The sequence below is a fragment of the Bradyrhizobium sp. PSBB068 genome, from assembly GCA_016839165.1.
Lineage (GTDB): Bacteria > Pseudomonadota > Alphaproteobacteria > Rhizobiales > Xanthobacteraceae > Bradyrhizobium.
Genome location: CP069300.1, coordinates 1,368,263 through 1,385,643 on the forward strand (window position 1 = coordinate 1,368,263; position 17,381 = coordinate 1,385,643).

The 17,381-nt window shown below is 64.8% G+C and carries 14 protein-coding genes; 10 read left to right on the forward strand and 4 right to left on the reverse strand.

Translation table 11 applies throughout. From position 1 onward, the window contains the following. Window positions 1-102: 102 nt before the first annotated feature. From JQ507_06510 to JQ507_06535, 6 genes are all read left to right on the forward strand, one after another. Window positions 103-1,761 carry an electron transfer flavoprotein-ubiquinone oxidoreductase gene (locus tag JQ507_06510; GenBank protein ID QRI71151.1) on the forward strand — a complete coding sequence of 553 codons (1,659 nt, stop codon included), beginning with the start codon at window positions 103-105 and terminating at the stop codon, window positions 1,759-1,761. Window positions 1,762-2,185: 424 nt separating this feature from the next. Further along, window positions 2,186-3,973 carry a tetratricopeptide repeat protein gene (locus JQ507_06515; protein ID QRI73217.1) on the forward strand — a complete coding sequence of 596 codons (1,788 nt, stop codon included), beginning with the start codon at window positions 2,186-2,188 and terminating at the stop codon, window positions 3,971-3,973. Between the two features lie 238 nt (window positions 3,974-4,211). After that, a complete protein-coding gene (locus JQ507_06520; GenBank protein QRI71152.1) occupies window positions 4,212-5,099 on the forward strand; it encodes a 4-(cytidine 5'-diphospho)-2-C-methyl-D-erythritol kinase in 888 nt (295 codons plus the stop codon). 519 nt (window positions 5,100-5,618) lie between these two features. Further along, window positions 5,619-6,545: an SMP-30/gluconolactonase/LRE family protein gene (locus tag JQ507_06525; protein ID QRI71153.1), complete on the forward strand. Its 927-nt coding sequence runs from the start codon at window positions 5,619-5,621 to the stop codon at window positions 6,543-6,545. A gap of 200 nt (window positions 6,546-6,745) precedes the next feature. Continuing rightward, a complete protein-coding gene (locus JQ507_06530; protein ID QRI71154.1) occupies window positions 6,746-7,339 on the forward strand; it encodes a GNAT family N-acetyltransferase in 594 nt (197 codons plus the stop codon). Window positions 7,340-7,368: 29 nt separating this feature from the next. Further along, window positions 7,369-9,012, forward strand: coding sequence for a GMC family oxidoreductase N-terminal domain-containing protein (locus JQ507_06535; protein QRI71155.1), 1,644 nt, complete (start codon window positions 7,369-7,371; stop codon window positions 9,010-9,012). 193 nt (window positions 9,013-9,205) lie between these two features. Here the strand turns inward: JQ507_06535 and JQ507_06540 are convergent, their stop codons facing one another. From JQ507_06540 to JQ507_06550, 3 genes are all read right to left on the reverse strand, one after another. Continuing rightward, window positions 9,206-10,708 (reverse strand): NAD(P)/FAD-dependent oxidoreductase, encoded by a 1,503-nt coding sequence (locus JQ507_06540; GenBank protein QRI71156.1) that lies wholly within the window; start codon window positions 10,706-10,708, stop codon window positions 9,206-9,208. A 90-nt stretch (window positions 10,709-10,798) separates the two neighbouring features. Further along, window positions 10,799-11,641 (reverse strand): MoxR family ATPase, encoded by an 843-nt coding sequence (locus tag JQ507_06545; protein QRI71157.1) that lies wholly within the window; start codon window positions 11,639-11,641, stop codon window positions 10,799-10,801. Window positions 11,642-11,733: 92 nt separating this feature from the next. Beyond that, complete coding sequence (locus tag JQ507_06550) at window positions 11,734-11,979, reverse strand: GlsB/YeaQ/YmgE family stress response membrane protein (protein QRI71158.1); 246 nt, start codon at window positions 11,977-11,979, stop codon at window positions 11,734-11,736. Between the two features lie 309 nt (window positions 11,980-12,288). On the opposite strand from JQ507_06550, the gene JQ507_06555 reads away from it, so the two are divergent. From JQ507_06555 to sseA, 3 genes are read left to right on the forward strand one after another with little or no spacing between them, the layout of a single operon-like run. Then, entirely contained in the window at window positions 12,289-13,464 is a 1,176-nt protein-coding gene (locus JQ507_06555; GenBank protein ID QRI71159.1) for a VWA domain-containing protein, read from the forward strand. A gap of 55 nt (window positions 13,465-13,519) precedes the next feature. Next, the gene (locus tag JQ507_06560; GenBank protein ID QRI71160.1) at window positions 13,520-13,933 is read left to right on the forward strand and encodes a rhodanese-like domain-containing protein; all 414 of its coding nucleotides are present in this window, start codon (window positions 13,520-13,522) and stop codon (window positions 13,931-13,933) included. A gap of 29 nt (window positions 13,934-13,962) precedes the next feature. Then, on the forward strand, window positions 13,963-14,820 hold the full coding sequence (sseA, locus tag JQ507_06565; protein ID QRI71161.1) for a 3-mercaptopyruvate sulfurtransferase: 858 nt from the start codon (window positions 13,963-13,965) through the stop codon (window positions 14,818-14,820). Window positions 14,821-14,931: 111 nt separating this feature from the next. Here sseA and JQ507_06570 read toward each other — a convergent pair whose 3' ends face one another. Then, the gene (locus JQ507_06570) at window positions 14,932-15,753 is read right to left on the reverse strand and encodes a hypothetical protein (protein ID QRI71162.1); all 822 of its coding nucleotides are present in this window, start codon (window positions 15,751-15,753) and stop codon (window positions 14,932-14,934) included. A 331-nt stretch (window positions 15,754-16,084) separates the two neighbouring features. On the opposite strand from JQ507_06570, the gene JQ507_06575 reads away from it, so the two are divergent. Beyond that, entirely contained in the window at window positions 16,085-17,329 is a 1,245-nt protein-coding gene (locus JQ507_06575; GenBank protein QRI71163.1) for a L,D-transpeptidase family protein, read from the forward strand. Window positions 17,330-17,381 lie beyond the last annotated feature (52 nt).

Below are 17,381 nucleotides of genomic sequence, written 5' to 3' on the forward strand. Positions count from 1 at the left end.
AACCGATGGAAGCGCAATTCCATGGTTGTCCTTCCGCAAAAAATCGGAAACAACGACTTTTGAAAAGCTTAGAAGCGTTCTCAATGGGCTGAGACAGAGATCATGAGTGCTGAAGACCTTCCTCCCCGCGAGTCTATGGAATTCGACGTCGTCATCGTCGGCGCCGGCCCGTCGGGCCTGTCGGCCGCGATCCGGCTGAAGCAGCTCAATCCGGAGCTCTCGGTCGTCGTGGTGGAGAAGGGCTCCGAGGTCGGCGCGCACATTCTCTCGGGTGCGGTGATCGATCCAGCCGGCCTCGACAAGCTGGTGCCCGATTGGCGCGAGGATGCCGACTGTCCGCTGAAGACCCAGGTCACAAGCGATCGTTTCTATTGGGCGACGTCGCAGGGCTGGTTCCGCATCCCGAACTTCATCATGCCGCCGCTGATGCACAATCATCACAACTACATCGGCTCGCTCGGCAATGTCTGCCGCTGGCTGGCGCCGAAGGCGGAAGCGCTTGGCGTCGAGATCTATCCGGGCTTTGCCGCCGCCGAGGTGCTCTATGACGACAAGGGTGCGGTGCGCGGCATCGCGACCGGCGACATGGGCATCGCCAAGGACGGCACCCACAAGGATTCCTATACCCGCGGCATGGAGCTCGTCGGCAAGTACACGCTGTTCGCCGAGGGCGCGCGCGGCTCGCTGTCCAAGCAGTTGATCGCGAAGTTCAAGCTCGACGCCAACTCGGAGCCGCCGAAGTTCGGCATCGGCCTGAAGGAAGTTTGGCAGATCGATCCGGCAAAGCACAAGAAGGGCCGCGTGCAGCATACGCTCGGATGGCCGTTGAACGACAAGACCGGCGGCGGCTCGTTCCTCTATCACTACGACGACAACCGCGTCGCGGTCGGCTTCGTCGTGCACCTGAACTACACTGATCCCTATCTGTCGCCGTTTGACGAATTCCAGCGGATGAAGACGCATCCCGACATCCGCGAGCTGTTCGAGGGCGGCAAGCGGCTCGCCTATGGCGCGCGCGCCATCACCGAGGGCGGCTATCAGTCGGTGCCGCGGCTGACCTTCCCGGGCGGCGCGCTGATCGGGTGCGCGGCGGGCTTCGTCAACGTCCCACGCATCAAGGGCGTCCACAATGCGATGGGCTCCGGCATGCTCGCCGCCGAGCACGTTGCGGCCGCGCTCGGCGCCGGACGCGCCAATGACGAAGTCGTCGAATACGAGAACGCCTGGCGTTCGTCGGCGATCGGCAAGGACTTGTTCAAGGTCCGCAACGCCAAGCCGCTGCTGTCGAAGTTCGGCAATTTGCTCGGCATGGCGCTGTCCGGCTTCGACATGTGGTGCAACACGCTCGGCTTCTCGCTGTTCGGCACCCAGTCGCACGCCAAGCCGGACCGCAAGACCCTGGATGCGGCCAAGCAGCATCAGCCGATCGCCTATCCGAAGCCGGACGGCAAGATCTCGTTCGACAAGCTGTCCTCGGTGTTCCTGTCCAACACCAACCATGAGGAGGACCAGCCGGTTCATCTCAAGGTCGCCGACATGAACCTGCAGAAGACGTCGGAGCACGACGTGTTCGCCGGTCCCTCCAACCGCTATTGCCCGGCCGGCGTCTATGAATGGGTTGAGGAATCGGCGGGGCCGCGCTTCCAGATCAACGCCCAGAACTGCGTCCATTGCAAAACCTGCGACGTGAAGGATCCCAACGGCAACATCACTTGGGTTCCTCCGGAGGGCGGCGGCGGTCCGAACTACGAGGCGATGTGAGGCCAATGCGGCCGACCACATTTGCGTGAGGCCATGGCGCAGCTGGCCGCAACCTCCGCTCGGCGTCTGCCGGGCGGAAGCGGCCCGATTGCGCCGTCGGATACGTCGGGACACTTGGAACAGCGGGGAGCGGCGCTGGGATCCGGCGCTTTTTGCTTCCGCATGCGAATATGCCGGGCCCGGTCACGATACCGCCATAGTGGGAGCGTCTTGCGGTGTGCCGGCTGGATCGGCGGGTCTAACGGCCTAATCTGCCAATTGATTCGTCATGGGTTGCCTTGGGGCGATCCTTGCGGATAGACGCCAAAAGCGGCATTGTCGCTCGCCGTGATGCCGCTGCTTGGGTTCGCATTTTGAGACTGATCGCAAGATCTTGGCCGGTAAATCCATCTTGGCTGTACATCCCTGGAGCAAGGCGACCGTGATGCTGTCCACCCGTTTCAACCGCTTGACGATTGCCCTTCTCGCTGCCGCGGCGCTTGCCGTGCCTGCGCAACTGTCGGCGCAAACGCCCGACCATCCGACCGACAACGCCGCGCAATTCCCCTCCAAGAACGACCTGAAATCGCTGACCACGGCCGGCAGCTATCTCGCCGCCCGCCACGCCAGTGTCGAGCGCGATGCGGCCTCCGCCGCGGCATTCTACCGTTCGGCGCTGCGCACCGATCCGAAGAACTCCGAGTTGCTCGACCGCGCCTTCATCTCCTCGCTCGCCGACGGCGACATCGAGGAGGCGGTCAAGCTCGCCGACCGCATCCTGACCCAGGACAAGTCCAACCGCGTCGCCCGCCTCGTCGTCGGTGTGCGCGACCTCAAGCTGAAGAAATACGCCGCCGCGCAATCCAACATCAACCAGTCGGTGCGCGGCCCGATCACCGATCTGGTGGCCACGCTGCTGTCGGCCTGGGCGGCCTATGGCGCCGGCGACAGCAAGGGCGCAGTCGCCTCGATCGACAAGCTGACCGGTCCCGAATGGTATCCGATCTTCAAGGACCTGCATGCCGGCATGATCTATGAGCTCGCCGGCAAGGAGAAGGATGCCGGCGCCCGCTTCGAGAAGGTCTACAAGCTCGACGATTCGATGCTGCGCACGGTCGACGAATATGCGCGCTGGACCTCGCGCAACAAGGATGCTGCCGCCGCGACTGCGATGTACGAGGCGTTCGACAAGAAGCTGCCGCGTCATCCGCTGGTGCTGGAAGGCATCAAGGAGACCAAGGCCGGCAAGAAGCTGCCGCCGCTGGTCGATTCACCGCAGGCCGGCGCTGCCGAAGCGCTGTACGGCATCGGCGCGACGCTGACCCGCCGCGGCGGCGAGGACCTCGCGCTGGTCTATCTGCAGCTCGCGCTCTATCTGCAGCCGAACCATCCGCTGGCGCTGCTGTCGCTCGCCGATCTCTATGAATCGGTGAAGAAGCCGCAGATGGCGATCAAGGTCTATGAGCGGATGCCGGCGTCCTCGCCGCTGAAGCGCAACGCCCAGATCCAGCTCGCCACCAATCTCGACGCCGCAGACCGCAGCGACGAGGCGATCAAGATCCTCAAGGAAGTCACCGCGGATCAGCCCAAGGACATCGAGGCGATCCTGGCGCTCGGCAATATCGAGCGCGGCCGCAAGAAGTTCGCCGACTGCGCCACCACCTATTCGCAGGCGATCGATGCGCTGCCGGCCGGCAGCGGCGACAAGAACGCCTGGGTCACCTACTACTACCGCGGCATCTGCGAGGAGCGCTCCAAGCAGTGGAACAAGGCCGAGGCCGACATGCGCAAGGCGCTCGAGCTGCAGCCCGAGCAGCCGCATGTGCTGAACTATCTCGGCTATTCCTGGATCGACCAGGGCATCAACCTCGACGAAGGCATGAAGATGATCAAGCGTGCCGTCGATCAGCGCCCTGACGACGGCTACATCGTCGACTCCCTCGGCTGGGCCTATTACCGGATCGGCAATTACGACGAGGCGGTGAAGAACCTCGAGCGCGCGATCGACCTCAAGCCGGAAGATCCGACCATCAACGACCATCTCGGCGACGCCTATTGGCGTGTCGGCCGCACGCTGGAAGCCAAGTTCCAGTGGGCGCATGCCCGCGACCTCAAGCCCGAGCCGGAAGAGCTGCCGAAGATCCAGGCCAAGATCGACAACGGCCTGCCGGACGACACCTCGAACGCCGCCGCCGCCGACAAGAAGAAGGACGACGACGGCAAGGGCGGCTGAGCCAAAAAGAGACTTCACCTCTCCCGCTTGCGGGGGAGGTCGCATCGCATTCAAGATGCGATGCGGGTGGGGGCTCGCTCCACTCAAAGATTTCCTCTGCGGTGACACCCCCACCCCGGCCCTCCTCCGCAAGCGGGAGAGGGGGAAGAGGCGGAATTTCCATCCAAACAAAGGGATAGGATCGTGCGGCGATTTACGCTAATCGCTCACAATCGTTGTTTTTTAGGGGTTTATCGCCGTGCCGGCGCTGATTGAAGAAGGGCGTGCCAAGGTCAACCTGACGCTGAAGGTGATCGGACGGCGCGTCGACGGGTTTCACGACCTCGAGAGTGTCGTCGCGTTTGCCGATTGCGCCGATCGTCTCACGCTCGAGCCGGGCCCCGAGCTGTCGCTGACGATGGCCGGACCGCTGGCCGACGCCTGCGGCGATACCTCCGACAATCTGGTGCTCAAGGCCGCGCGGCTGCTCGGCGAGCGTGTCGTCGACCTCGAGGTCGGCCACTTCACTCTGGAGAAGGTGCTGCCGGTCGCGGCCGGCATCGGCGGCGGCTCGGCGGATGCCGCGGCCGCGCTGCGGCTGTTGGCGCGGCTCAACGAGCTCTCGCTCGACGACCGCAGGATCATGGAGGTCGCGCTGCAGACCGGCGCCGACGTGCCGGTGTGCGTCGCCTCGCGCGCCTGCGACATGACCGGCGTCGGCGAAGGACTGCTGCCGCTCGACCTGCCGAAGATGCCGGCCGTGCTGGTCAATCCGCGCGTGCCGGTTGCGACCAAGGATGTCTTCAACGCGCTCGGCCTGCGCCATGGCGAGCTCCTGATCGGCGCCACCGATATCGTGATGCAGGCGCCGTCCTGGCCGGAGGCCGGCCGCGCGGTCGATGACTGGATCGCGGCGCTCGGACGCGGCACCAACGATCTCGAAGCCCCCGCCGCGCGGATCGAGCCCGTCATCAGCGACGTTTTGTCCGCGCTGCGCGCGACCGCGGACGTTCGCTTGGTGCGCATGTCGGGCTCCGGCGCGACCTGCTTTGCGGTGTTCGCCTCCGATGCCGCCGCCGAGGCCGCCGGCGAACAGCTCCGCGCCGCGCATCCCGGCTGGTGGGTGCACGCGGGCTCGCTGAGCTGAACCCTCTCCTCTTCGTCATTCCGGGGCTCGCCGAAGGCGAGAGCCTGGAATCCATTCGTCCACGCGTGATGTGGCCCAATGGATTCCGGGCTCGTGTGGAGCCTGTCATCGTGCGCGCGTTCGCGCGACCCGTTGGCACGCCCCGGAATGACCATGTCGCGACAGACGTGTGGCAGTGAGTGCTCAACATACTCGATGTCGTCCCGGCGAAGCCGGTACCCATAACCATCTATGCTCATTGTTTGTGCGACGCCGTGGCCGCAGCCTTCTTTAACAACTCAACCCTGTGGTTATGGATCCCGGCCTTCGCCGGGATGACACCTGTGGATGTGGCGACATCGCGTCTTCGCCGGGACGACATCCTCTCTGCCGCACCATCCCACCGCAACGCCGGGCAGCGTTGCACCCCCGGTTGCTTGGCAAGCCAAACCCCGTTTGCCATAACAGGATGAAACAACAACGTTGCGCGTGCGGGACCGTTCGAACGACCGCCGGCAGCCAAAGAGCCGGGAGGATGCCATGGCCAATATCCGAGTTCTCGCCACCGATCTCGAGTTTCCCGAAGGTCCCGTCGTGATGCCTGACGGCTCCGTCGTGCTGGTCGAAATCCGCGGCCAGCGGCTGACCCGGGTCTATCCCGACGGGCGCAAGGAGATCGTCGCCAAGGTGCCGGGCGGCCCGAACGGCGCGGCGCTCGGTCCCGACGGCAAGATCTACATCTGCAACAATGGCGGATTCTCCTGGATCCCGACCAAGAACATGATCATGCCCGGACCGCAGCCGGCGGATTATCTCGGCGGCTCGATCCAGCGCGTCGATCTGCAATCCGGCAAGGTCGAAACTGTCGTCACCAAATGCGGCGAGCACGAGCTGCGCGGGCCGAACGACCTGGTGTTCGACAGACAGGGCGGCCTGTGGTTCTCCGATCTCGGCAAGCGCCGCGCCCGCGACATGGATGTCGGCGCGTTCTATTATCTGAAGCCCGGCATGAACGAGATCGTCGAGGCCGTGCACGGCATCCTGCCGGCCAACGGCATCGGCCTGTCACCGGACGAGAAGACCGTCTACATCGCCGAGACGCCGACCGCGCGGCTATGGGCTTATGAGGTCTCCGAGCCCGGCACCATCAAGCCGCGCGACGTGATCTATCGCGGCGAGCGCGGCAAGCCGATCGCAGGCCTCGGCGGCTACCAGATGTTCGACTCGCTCGCGGTCGAAGCATCGGGCAATGTCTGCGTTGCGACGCTGATCTCGGGCTGCATCTCGGTGATCGCGCCCGATGGCACCGTGGTCGAGCAGGTGCCGACCGGCGACCGCGTCACCACCAACATCGCCTTCGGCGGCCCCGATCTGAAGACCGCGTACATCACGCTGTCGGGCAAGGGTGAACTGATCGCGATGGACTGGTCGCGGCCGGGATTGCCGCTGAACTTCTTGAATAAATGATCGCACCTACCGTCATTGCGAAGAGCCAACGGGTCCGCGCGAAAGCGCAACCCGATGACAGGCTCCGCGACGACTTGTCCGCCGAAGCCTTGGCGAAGGCGGAAGCAATCCATCTCTCCGCATATGTGGATCGATGGATTGCTTCGCTTCGCTCGCAATGACGGTTAGAGTGCAGCCCGTTTCAACGTAGAGGATACAAAATGCCCTGGCTTGAACCGACCACCCTTCGCGGCGCACATGCGCGGCTCGAACCGCTGTCCCACGATCATCGCGACGGTCTGGTCGAAGCGGTGAAGGATGGTGGTCTCTCGAACCTCTGGTACACCGCCATTCCGCAACCGGAGAATATGGCCAAGGAGATCGACCGCAGGCTCGGCTTGCAGAAGGCCGGATCGATGCTGCCGTTCACGGTGTTCGACGTCGAAGGCCGGATTTCGGGCATGACGACCTACATGAACGTTGATACGCCGAACCGCCGCGTCGAGATCGGCTCGACCTGGTACGCCAAGCGTGTGCAGCGCAGCGCGGTCAACACGCAGTGCAAACTGTTGCTGCTGCAACATGCCTTCGAGAAGCTCGATTGCATCGCAGTCGAGTTCCGCACGCATTTCTTCAATCACCAGAGCCGGCGCGGCATCGAGCGTCTGGGCGCCAAGCAGGACGGCATTTTGCGCAGCCACCAGATCGCGCCCAACGGCACGTTGCGCGACACCGTGGTTTACAGCATCATCGCCAGCGAATGGCCGACGGTGAAGGCGCATCTCAATTATCAACTCCACGAAAAGGTGCGTTGACCCTGACGTCATCGCCAAGAAACGAGACGATGGAAACGTTCGATTATGTGATCATCGGCGCAGGCTCCGCGGGGAGCGTGCTGACCAATCGGTTGAGTGAAGACGCGGGCACGCGGGTGTGCGTGCTCGAGGCGGGGCCGAGCGACTGGCATCCCTACATCCATCTGCCGGCCGGCTTCATCAAGACCTTCCACATGAAGAGCGTGAACTGGGCCTACCAGCAGGAGCCTGGTCCCTACACCGGAGGGCGCAGCATCTATGCGCCGCGCGGCAAGACGCTGGGCGGCTCGTCCTCGATCAACGGCCACATCTACAACCGCGGCCAGCGGCAGGATTTCGACACCTGGGCGCAGCTCGGCAATCGCGGCTGGGGTTATCCCGACGTGCTGCCGTACTTCCGGCGCATGGAGCGAAGGATCGGCGAGGGCGACGACACCTATCGCGGCCGCGACGGCAATCTCACCGTGACCACGATGGACTGGCAGGATCCGCTCTGCGAGGCCTTCATGGCCGGAGCGGTCTCGCTCGGCATTCCGCGCAATCCTGATTACAACGGCCAGATCCAGGAGGGCGTGTCGTACTGCCAGCGCACCATCCTGAACGGCCGCCGGGTCAGCGCTGCGACCGCGTTCCTGCATCCGGCGCGCCGCCGTCCGAATGTCGATGTGCGCACGCATGCCCATGTCACCGGCATCATCTTCGAGGGCAAGCGCGCGGTCGGCGTGCGCTACAACCGCGGCGGCAAGCACGGCGATCCCCTGGAGATCCGCGCCACCAAGGAGGTCATCCTCTCCGGCGGCGCCTACAACTCGCCGCAGCTGTTGCAGCTGTCGGGCGTCGGCTCGCCCGCTTTGTTGCAGTCGCACGGCATCGAGGTGCGCCATGCGCTGCCGGGTGTCGGCGAGGGCCTGCAGGATCACTACGCGCCGCGCTCGGTGGCGCGGGTCAAGAACATCCGGACCATCAACGAGCTGCGCCGCGGCTTCAGCCTCTGGGGCGAGGCGATCAAATGGGCGACGACGCGGCGCGGGCTGCTGTCGCTGTCGCCGACCATGGTCTACTGCTTCTGGCATTCCGGCGAGACCACCGAGAGCTCCGATCTGCAGCTCACCTTCACGCCGGCGAGCTACAAGGAAGGCGTGCAGGGCCAGCTCGAGGACGAGCCCGGCATGACGGTTGCCTCATGGCAGCAGCGGCCGGAGAGCCGCGGCTATGTCCGGATCCGCTCGGCCGATCCGTTCGCGCCGCCGATCATCCAGACCAACTATCTTGCCGAGGAGATCGACCGCCGCGTCGTCGTCGCCGGCATGAAGCTGGCACGCCGGCTGCTCGCCTCCGAGCCGCTCAAGCCGTATTTCGCCTATGAGGACTTTCCCGGTCCGAAGGTCACGAGCGACGAGGAGCTGCTTGCGGCCGCGACCCAGCGCGGCACCACCACCTTCCACCCCGGCTGCACCTGCCGGATGGGACCGGCCGACGCGCCGTGGGCGGTGGTCGACGACCAGCTTCGGGTCCACGGCATGGAGGGCCTGCGCGTGATCGACGCCTCGATCATGCCGCGGATGATCTCGGCCAACCTCAACGCCTCGACTTTGATGATCGCGGACAAGGCCTCCGACATGATCCGCGGCAAGGCGCCCGAGGCGGCGGCCAAGCTGCCGGAGTATGCGTGAGGCAAGAGCCGGGCGCGGCGATGATCGTTCAGCGTCGTCCCGGCGAAGGCCGGGACCCATAACCACCGATGCGCATTGTTGAGCGCCTGTGAAATGACTAGTCCCGTCGACAATATCCGCCGCGGAGTATGGGTCCCGGCCTTCGCCGGGACGACAGTGTGGGGAGCCGTTAGGTCACGGGAAAGAAGCCAGCTCAGCCGTAGACGAACGCCTTGTCCTCGAGGTCGATCGCCGGGAATTCGTCCTTCTCGGCCCAGTAGTCCTGGTTGTGCTGCCACTCCGGCTTGTCGCCGCGCTTCGGCAACAGGTGCATGCCGCGCATCATGTAGCCGGGGTTGAAGTTCTCCGGATCGATCCACGGCAGCAGCGGCATGTTGTGGTCTTCGGGGCGCAGCGCCGGCGTCACCTTGTTCGCGCCGGTCGCCTTCATGTGCTTGAGCATACGGCAGACGAAGTCGGCGACGAGGTCGACCCGCAGGGTCCAGCTGGCGCGGAAATAGCCGAACACCCAGACGAGGTTCGGCACGCCGGTGAACATCATGCCGCGATAGGTCACGGTGTCCTTGAAGTCGAGCGGCTTGCCGTCGATCTCGAAGTCGATGCCGCCGTTGGCGGAGAGGTGGAAGCCGGTCGCGGTGATGATGATGTCGGCCTCGAGCTCCTTGCCGGACTTGAGCAGGATGCCCTTCTCGGTGAAGCGGTCGATCTCGTCGGTGACGACCGAGGCCTTGCCGCCCTTGATGGCCTGGAACAGGTCGGCATCCGGAACGAAGGCGATGCGCTGCCGCCACGGCCGGTAGCTCGGCGTGAAATGTGTGGCGATATCGTAGTCCTTGCCGAGAACGGCCTCGACCGCGGCCAGCAGATCCTTCTTGGCGCCCTCGGGGTCGGCGAAGGTCCGCTTGGTGAACGCGTCCTGCTCGAACAGGATCTTGCGCCTGACGATCTCGTGGATCCAATGCTCGTCGACCTGCAGCCTGCGCAGCTCCTCGGCGATCTCGATCGCATTGCGGCCGGTGCGGAAATAGGTCGGCGACCGCTGCAGCATGGTGACGTGGCCGGCGTCATTGGCCATCGCCGGGATCAGCGTCGCGGCGGTGGCGCCGGAGCCGATCACGACCACGCGCTTGCCCTTGTAGTCGAGGTTGTCGGGCCAGGTCTGTGGATGCACGACCGTGCCCTTGAACTTGGCCATGTCGGTCCACTCGGGCGTGTAGCCGGCGTCGTGGCGGTAGTAGCCCTGGCACATCCAGAAGAAGTTGGTGGTGAAGCGCAGCCGCTCGCCGGTGTCGATGCGGGTTGCATCGATGGTCCACAGATTGGTCTCGTTCGACCACTTCGCCGCGGTGATGGTGTGGCGATAGCGGATGTGGCGGGCGAGGTCGTTTTCCTCGATCACTTCGCCCATGTATTTCAGGATCTCTTCAGCACTTGCGATCGGCGCGCTGGTCCACGGCTTGAAGCGATAGCCGAAGGTGTGCAGGTCGCTGTCGGAGCGGATGCCGGGATAGCGATGGGTCGACCAGGTGCCGCCGAAGGTCTTCTGGGTCTCCAGCACCACGAAGCTGGTGCCGGGGGATTGTGTGGTGAGGTGATAGGCGGCGCCGACGCCGGAGATGCCGGCGCCTGCGATCAGGACGTCGAAATGCTCTGTGGTGACGGGCTCGGCGGCGCGGATCTGGGTCTGAACGTTCATCTTCCCTGGTCTTCTTGTTGGTTGGTTTGTTCGTTGGGCACTGGAAGCAAAACGCCGGAGCCATCGCCCCGGCGTCTGCCGATTTTGAGACTAGACTTCGCGGCGGCTGAGGAAGGCCAGCCGCTCGAACAGGTGCACGTCCTGCTCGTTCTTCAGCAGCGCGCCGTGCAGCGGCGGGATCAGCTTGCGCGGATCGCGCTCCCTGAGCATCTCGGGCGTGATGTCCTCGTTGAGCAGCAGCTTGAGCCAGTCGAGCAGCTCGGAGGTCGACGGCTTCTTCTTCAGGCCCGGCACCTCGCGGACCTCGAAGAAGATCCGCAGCGCCTCTTCCACCAGGCGCTTCTTGATGCCGGGGAAGTGCACGTCGACGATCTGGCTCATCGTGTCGGCGTCGGGGAACTTGATGTAGTGGAAGAAGCAGCGGCGCAGGAAGGCGTCCGGCAGTTCCTTCTCGTTGTTCGACGTGATCATCACGATCGGGCGCAGCTTCGCCTTGATGGTCTCGCCGGTCTCGTAGACGTGGAACTCCATGCGGTCGAGTTCGAGCAGGAGGTCGTTGGGGAATTCGATGTCCGCCTTGTCGATCTCGTCGATCAAGAGCACCGGGCGCTTCTCGTGGGTGAAGGCCTCCCACAGCTTGCCGCGCTTGATGTAGTTCTTGATGTCGGACACGCGGGCGTCGCCGAGCTGGCTGTCGCGCAGCCGCGACACCGCGTCGTATTCGTAGAGGCCCTGCTGCGCCTTGGTGGTCGACTTGATGTGCCAGGTGAGCAGCGGCGCGTCGATCGCCTTGGCGACTTCCTCGGCCAGCACGGTCTTGCCGGTGCCGGGCTCGCCCTTCACCAGCAGCGGGCGCTCGAGCACGATGGCGGCATTGACGGCCACCTTGAGGTCATCGGTGGCGACGTAGTCCTTGGTACCCGTGAATTTCATCGATCTGTTTGCCTTGCTTCGTTCGTCGGCCGTTCGGGCCTCAACATGAAACGACCGCTGTCACAGCGGCCGTTCGGGTGCAATTTTGTCGGTCACGTGCGTCTGATGAACGACACGATCACCAGCACGATGACCGCGCCGATGGTCGCGTTGATGACGTCGCGGATAGCGCTGCCGCCGAGGCTGATGCCCAAACGCGGCAACAGCCAGCTCGCCACCAGCGCACCGATGATGCCGACGACGATGTTGCCGATCAGCCCAAAACCCGCGCCGCGCACGATCTGTCCGGCGAGCCAGCCGGCGATCGCGCCGATCACGAGTGCTGCAATAATACCCATTCAAACCGCCTCACGCCGTTCTGCGTCAATGCTCCGTCACATACAATTCTAGTTGAAAAACCCGGCCGGTCTAGCGTGGATTCCGCAGCGCAGCGGTCCCGGGAACGCTATCGGTATGGAATGTCGGGCGTCATCTTTCCGCTCCGCGGAATGACCGGCCGCGTTGCGCGGCGCGCCCGGCCGAGTGCGACTGTGCCCGGCGAGCGGACGTCCAACCCGGGAGGCAGGTGAAAGTGGATGGCTGATCCCGGGATGGAGCACGGCGGGGGGCCCTTGACGGCACCGGCAGGGCGGGCGATCTAAGTAGCCATGTTCCTGCAGTTCTTCACATCACTGCGCGACGCCCAGGTCCCCGTGACGCTACGGGAATATCTGACCTTGATGGAAGCGCTCGACGCCGACCTCGCCGAACAGACGGTCGAGAACTTCTATTATTTGTCGCGCGCCGCCCTGGTGAAGGACGAGCGCAACCTCGACAAGTTCGACCGCGTGTTCGGCACCGTGTTCAAGGGATTGGAGAGCCTGCTCGACGCCATGGGCAAGGCAGAGATCCCCGAGGAGTGGCTGAAGAAGCTCGCCGAGAAATATCTCACCGAGGAAGAGAAGAAGCAGATCGAGGCCATGGGCTGGGACAAGCTCATGGAGACCTTGAAGAAGCGGCTCGAGGAACAGAAGGGCCGCCACCAGGGCGGCAGCAAGTGGATCGGCACCGCCGGCACCTCGCCGTTCGGCGCCCATGGCTACAATCCCGAGGGCGTACGCATCGGGCAGGAGAAGAACCGCAACAACCGCGCCGTGAAGGTGTGGGACAAGCGCGAGTTCAAGGATCTCGACGGCAATGTCGAGCTCGGCATCCGCAACATCAAGGTCGCGCTGCGGCGGCTGCGCAAGTTCGCGCGCACCGGCGCGCCCGACGAGCTCGACCTCGACACTACGATCAAGGAGACCGCCAACCACGGCTATCTCGACGTGCACATGCGCCCGGAGCGGCGCAACGCGGTCAAGGTGCTGGTGTTCTTCGATATCGGCGGCTCGATGGATTCGCATATCGAGCAGGTCGAGGAATTGTTCTCGGCCGCCAAGAGCGAATTCAAGCACATGGAATATTTCTACTTCCACAACTGCCTCTATGAAGGCGTCTGGAAGCAGAACAAGCGGCGCTTCACCGATCGCACGCCGACCTGGGACGTGCTGCACAAGTACCCGCACGACTACAAGGTGGTGTTCGTCGGCGACGCCTCGATGTCGCCCTACGAGATCATGGTGCCCGGCGGCTCGGTCGAGCATGTCAATGAAGAGGCCGGCTCGGTCTGGCTCGATCGCATCATCCGCACCTATCCGCACGCGGTGTGGCTCAATCCGGTGGCGCAGAAGCACTGGGACTATTCGGAATCGACCACCATCATCCGCCGCCTGTTCTCCGAGCGCATGTATCCGATCACGATCGAGGGGCTGGAGAACGCGATGCGGGAGCTGGTGCGGTAAACGCTAGAGGCGTCGCGCGCCGCCAGGCACGCCAACAACACCCAGGGAGAGTCCCATGCCCCAGAACATCCACCGCGGCATCAAGGTGATGATCGACGACGCCAATGCCGAGATCGAGACCATCAGCGCGGCCGACGCGATCACCTTGATCGGCAAGAACGACGTCGTGATGGTCGATATCCGCGACCCCCGCGAGATCGAGCGCGACGGCAAGATCCCCGGCGCGTTCTCCTGCACCCGCGGCATGCTGGAATTCTGGATCGATCCGAACAGCCCCTACGCCAAGCCGATCTTCCAGGAAGACAAGAAGTTCATCTTCCACTGCGCCGGCGGCATGCGCTCGGCGCTCGCTGCCAAGACCGCCAAGGATATGGGCCTGAAGCCGGTCGCCCATATGGGCGGCGGCTTCGCCGCCTGGCGCGAGGCCGGCGGTCCGATCGAGGCGTGGGAGCCGAAGAAGAAGGGCTGAACAGCCTCAGGCCGCAAGGACATCAGATCATGACCGTTGCCGACGATCCGCTCGTTTCGACCGAATGGCTGGCCGCGCATCTCGGCGATGCCAACGTCAAGCTCCTTGATGCGACCTTCAAGCTGCCCGGCGTGCTGCCGCTGCCGAAGGATGATTATCTTACAGCCCATCTGCCCGGCGCCGTGTTCTTCGACGTCGACGCGGTGTCGGATCATTCCAATCCGCTGCCGCACATGTTCCCGAGCGCCGAGCAGTTCGGCCGCGATGTCGGCGGGCTCGGCGTCAGCAATGCCGACACCGTCGTGATCTACGACGCCGGCGGCTGGGTCGCAGCACCCCGCGCCTGGTGGATGTTCCTGTCCTACGGTCATCGCAACGTGCGCATCCTCAACGGCGGCCTCAAGAAGTGGCGCGCCGAGGGCAGGGCGGTCGAGAGCGGCGAGGTGAAGCCGAAGCCTGCGACGTTCCACGCAAGCTACGATCCGAAGCGGGTGCGCAGCATCGAGCAGATGATCGCCAATGTCGAAAGCCGCAAGGAGCAGGTGATCGATGCCCGCGCCGCCGAGCGCTTCGAGGGCCGCGCGGCAGAGCCGCGGCCGGGTATCCGCGCCGGCCACATCCCGGGCGCCCGCAACGTGCCCTATAGCCAATTGTTCGATGCCGCGACCGGCGAGATGAGGCCGCTCGACGACCTGCGCAGATCGTTCACGGGTGCCGGCGTGAAGCTCGATGCGCCGATCGTGACCAGCTGCGGCTCAGGCGTTTCGGCCGGCGTGCTGACGCTCGCGCTTTACCGGATCGGCGTCACCGACACTGCGCTCTATGACGGCTCGTGGTCGGAATGGGGCCAAGCAAGCGGCCCGCCGATCGCGACCGGGCCGGCCTGATAAATGACTCCTAAAGCATGATCCGGAAAAGTGCGAAGCGGTTTTCCGAAAAGATCATGCTTAAACAAGAATCTGAAGCGCGATGACGATTCAACCTGATCTCATCGCGCTTTAGCGCCGGGTGAGCGGCACCAGGGTCGGATTGCCGAACGGGTCGAGTTGCTGCTGAACAACCTGTTGAACCGGCCGCACGCGGACGATCCGCCGCCTTTCCTTGCGACGAGCCGGCTTGCTGGTCGCATTGCGCTCCGGCTTCTTCGCCTCAGTGGCTTTCGGCGCTGCCGGTTGTTCGACGACAACTTCGGGTCCACCCAACGTTGCGATCCTGGTGGCGGCTGCGATGGCCCCGGGTGACGGCAGCGGTGCCGGCTCCGGCGCAGCCATCGCGGGTGCTGCGGCCGCGGGCTCGCCGGTTGCGGCGGGCGGATCGGCAATCGCGGTGACCTTGGGTTCGACAGCGACCGGTGCCAGTTCGGCTGCGGCAGGCGCCGGCTGCGATGCCGGCGACGGATCCGGGGTCGGAGGCTGCGGAACGATCTCGGTCGATTGCGCCGGCGCGAGCGTCTCCACGGCCTGAGGTTCGGCCTTGGAGGAGGCAGGCGGCGGCGCATCATCTACCTTCACCGCGGCGAGCTTCTCCGGCTCGGCCGCAGGCTGGGCCTCGGCAGGCGCCGGTGCGGATGCGGCCGGTTCGGCCGGAGCGGGAACATCCGTCGTCTTGTCCGTGGCCGGCGGATCGACCCGCACCATGGCAAGCACCGGCGGGGTCTCGGGCTGCTGCGCGAATTGCGGTTCGGGCGGGGCCCTGCGGGCCGGAATGCTGGCGAATTCCTCATGCGCCGCGCGAAACAGCGCGGCGGCCCCGAGCCCGAACACCAGGAGCGATGTCGCCAGCACGATGGCGGCGAACAGGAAACGAAGGCCAGGGAGCATGGGCGCGGGTTCCCCCTTGTCCGGGAGGGTCTTTGATGTCGAGGGAACGCGGTGACCACACAGAAAGCCGGCGTCGCGGACGCGAATCAGGCCGATTCGAAGATATCGCAACCCCCGGAGACTGTTTGTTACAAAATGCGCGTGATTGATGACTTTGGGCACGTGGACAAACAATCCCGACCCATGAGACATCTTTGCCGCAGCGTTGACGGCAAAATCACAAATGCCCGAAATGGCCTGGATTTCGCGGATTTGTCTTGAATGCGCCGCTATCTTCCTGCATTGGGCCGTTAACAGTCCGGTGTGGCTTGGGGACTATTATAGAGCAATGATGATCAACCGCATTCTGACGATTTGCGCTGCCACGGCTCTCGGCCTGGCGGGAACCTCGCTCGCGCGTGCGCAGCAGGGGTACCCGGCTCCCCAAGGCCCGTCCTATTCGGTCGCGCCGCAGCCCTACTCGCAGGGCAACATGCCGGATTTCGACGCCATCAACGACGATGACGATGCGCCGCGCAATTCGGCCGCGCTGCCGCCGCCCGGCCCGGTGATGTCCCCGGACGACCCGCGCTACGGCCGTCCGATGAATGCGCCCGTCTATTCCGATCGCGGTGCGCCGACCGGTCCCGTGATGTCGCCGGACGATCCGCGCTACGGCCGTCCGATGAACGCTCCGGTCTATTCCGACCGTGGTGCGCCGACTGGCCCGGTGATGTCGCCCGATGATCCGCGTTACGGCCGTCCGATGGGGCCGCCGCCGGTGATCTATGGCGATCGTGGGGGCCCGCAACAGGCTAACCGCGACAATGGTGTTCCCGCCGCCGGCGTGTCCTATGGCGACGACCGCGGCGGCATGCGTCCGCCCGAGGGCGTGACCGGAGCCGTGCCGCAGCAGCAAGCGCCGGTCGATGCCAACGGCAAGCCGTTGCAGATCGCAGCGCTGCCGGTAGACGAGCAGCCGGAAGACGGACCGGCGCAACTGCCGCCGAACCTGCGTCGCCAGGAAGTGGCGTTCGCGACCAAGGAGCCGGCAGGCACGATCGTCGTCGATACGCCGAACACCTATCTCTATTACGTCCTCGGCAATGGCCGGGCGATCCGCTACGGCGTCCGCGTCGGCCGCGATGGCTTCACCTGGACCGGCGTGCAGAAGATCACCCGCAAGGCCGAGTGGCCGGATTGGCATCCGCCGACGGAAATGATCGAGCGTCAGCCCTATCTGCCGCGCTTCATGGCCGGCGGACCCGGCAACCCGCTCGGCGCCCGCGCGATGTATCTCGGCTCGACCGTGTACCGCATTCACGGCACCAACCAGCCGTCGACCATCGGCAAGTTCGTCTCGTCCGGCTGCATCGGCATGCTGAACGAGGACGTCTCAGACCTGTTTGAACGCGCCAAGGTCGGCACCCGCGTGGTTGTGCTGCCCGGCGGCGCAGCCCCGGGAACGACGACGGCTTCCGCCGCGCCGCCGCCCAACCCGATCGCCCCCGCGCCGACCCAGGCCCAGGCCGCGCCGCTGCCCGGCACGCAGCCGACCTCGGTGCAGCCACTGCCCGCACCGGTCACGGTCCGCTAGGCCGACAGGCAAAACTCATCATGAAAGAGGCGCGCGAACAGCGCGCCTTTTT

Bases quoted from the DNA above. Each gene is read 5' to 3' on its own strand.
- JQ507_06510 (QRI71151.1), top strand. From the start codon at position 103: ATGAGTGCTGAAGACCTTCCTCCCCGCGAGTCTATGGAATTCGACGTC.
- JQ507_06515 (QRI73217.1), top strand. From the start codon at position 2,186: ATGCTGTCCACCCGTTTCAACCGCTTGACGATTGCCCTTCTCGCTGCC.
- JQ507_06525 (QRI71153.1), top strand. From the start codon at position 5,619: ATGGCCAATATCCGAGTTCTCGCCACCGATCTCGAGTTTCCCGAAGGT.
- JQ507_06530 (QRI71154.1), top strand. From the start codon at position 6,746: ATGCCCTGGCTTGAACCGACCACCCTTCGCGGCGCACATGCGCGGCTC.
- JQ507_06535 (QRI71155.1), top strand. From the start codon at position 7,369: ATGGAAACGTTCGATTATGTGATCATCGGCGCAGGCTCCGCGGGGAGC.
- JQ507_06540 (QRI71156.1), bottom strand. From the start codon at position 10,708: ATGAACGTTCAGACCCAGATCCGCGCCGCCGAGCCCGTCACCACAGAG.
- JQ507_06545 (QRI71157.1), bottom strand. From the start codon at position 11,641: ATGAAATTCACGGGTACCAAGGACTACGTCGCCACCGATGACCTCAAG.
- JQ507_06550 (QRI71158.1), bottom strand. From the start codon at position 11,979: ATGGGTATTATTGCAGCACTCGTGATCGGCGCGATCGCCGGCTGGCTC.
- JQ507_06555 (QRI71159.1), top strand. From the start codon at position 12,289: ATGTTCCTGCAGTTCTTCACATCACTGCGCGACGCCCAGGTCCCCGTG.
- JQ507_06560 (QRI71160.1), top strand. From the start codon at position 13,520: ATGCCCCAGAACATCCACCGCGGCATCAAGGTGATGATCGACGACGCC.
- sseA (QRI71161.1), top strand. From the start codon at position 13,963: ATGACCGTTGCCGACGATCCGCTCGTTTCGACCGAATGGCTGGCCGCG.
- JQ507_06570 (QRI71162.1), bottom strand. From the start codon at position 15,753: ATGCTCCCTGGCCTTCGTTTCCTGTTCGCCGCCATCGTGCTGGCGACA.
- JQ507_06575 (QRI71163.1), top strand. From the start codon at position 16,085: ATGATCAACCGCATTCTGACGATTTGCGCTGCCACGGCTCTCGGCCTG.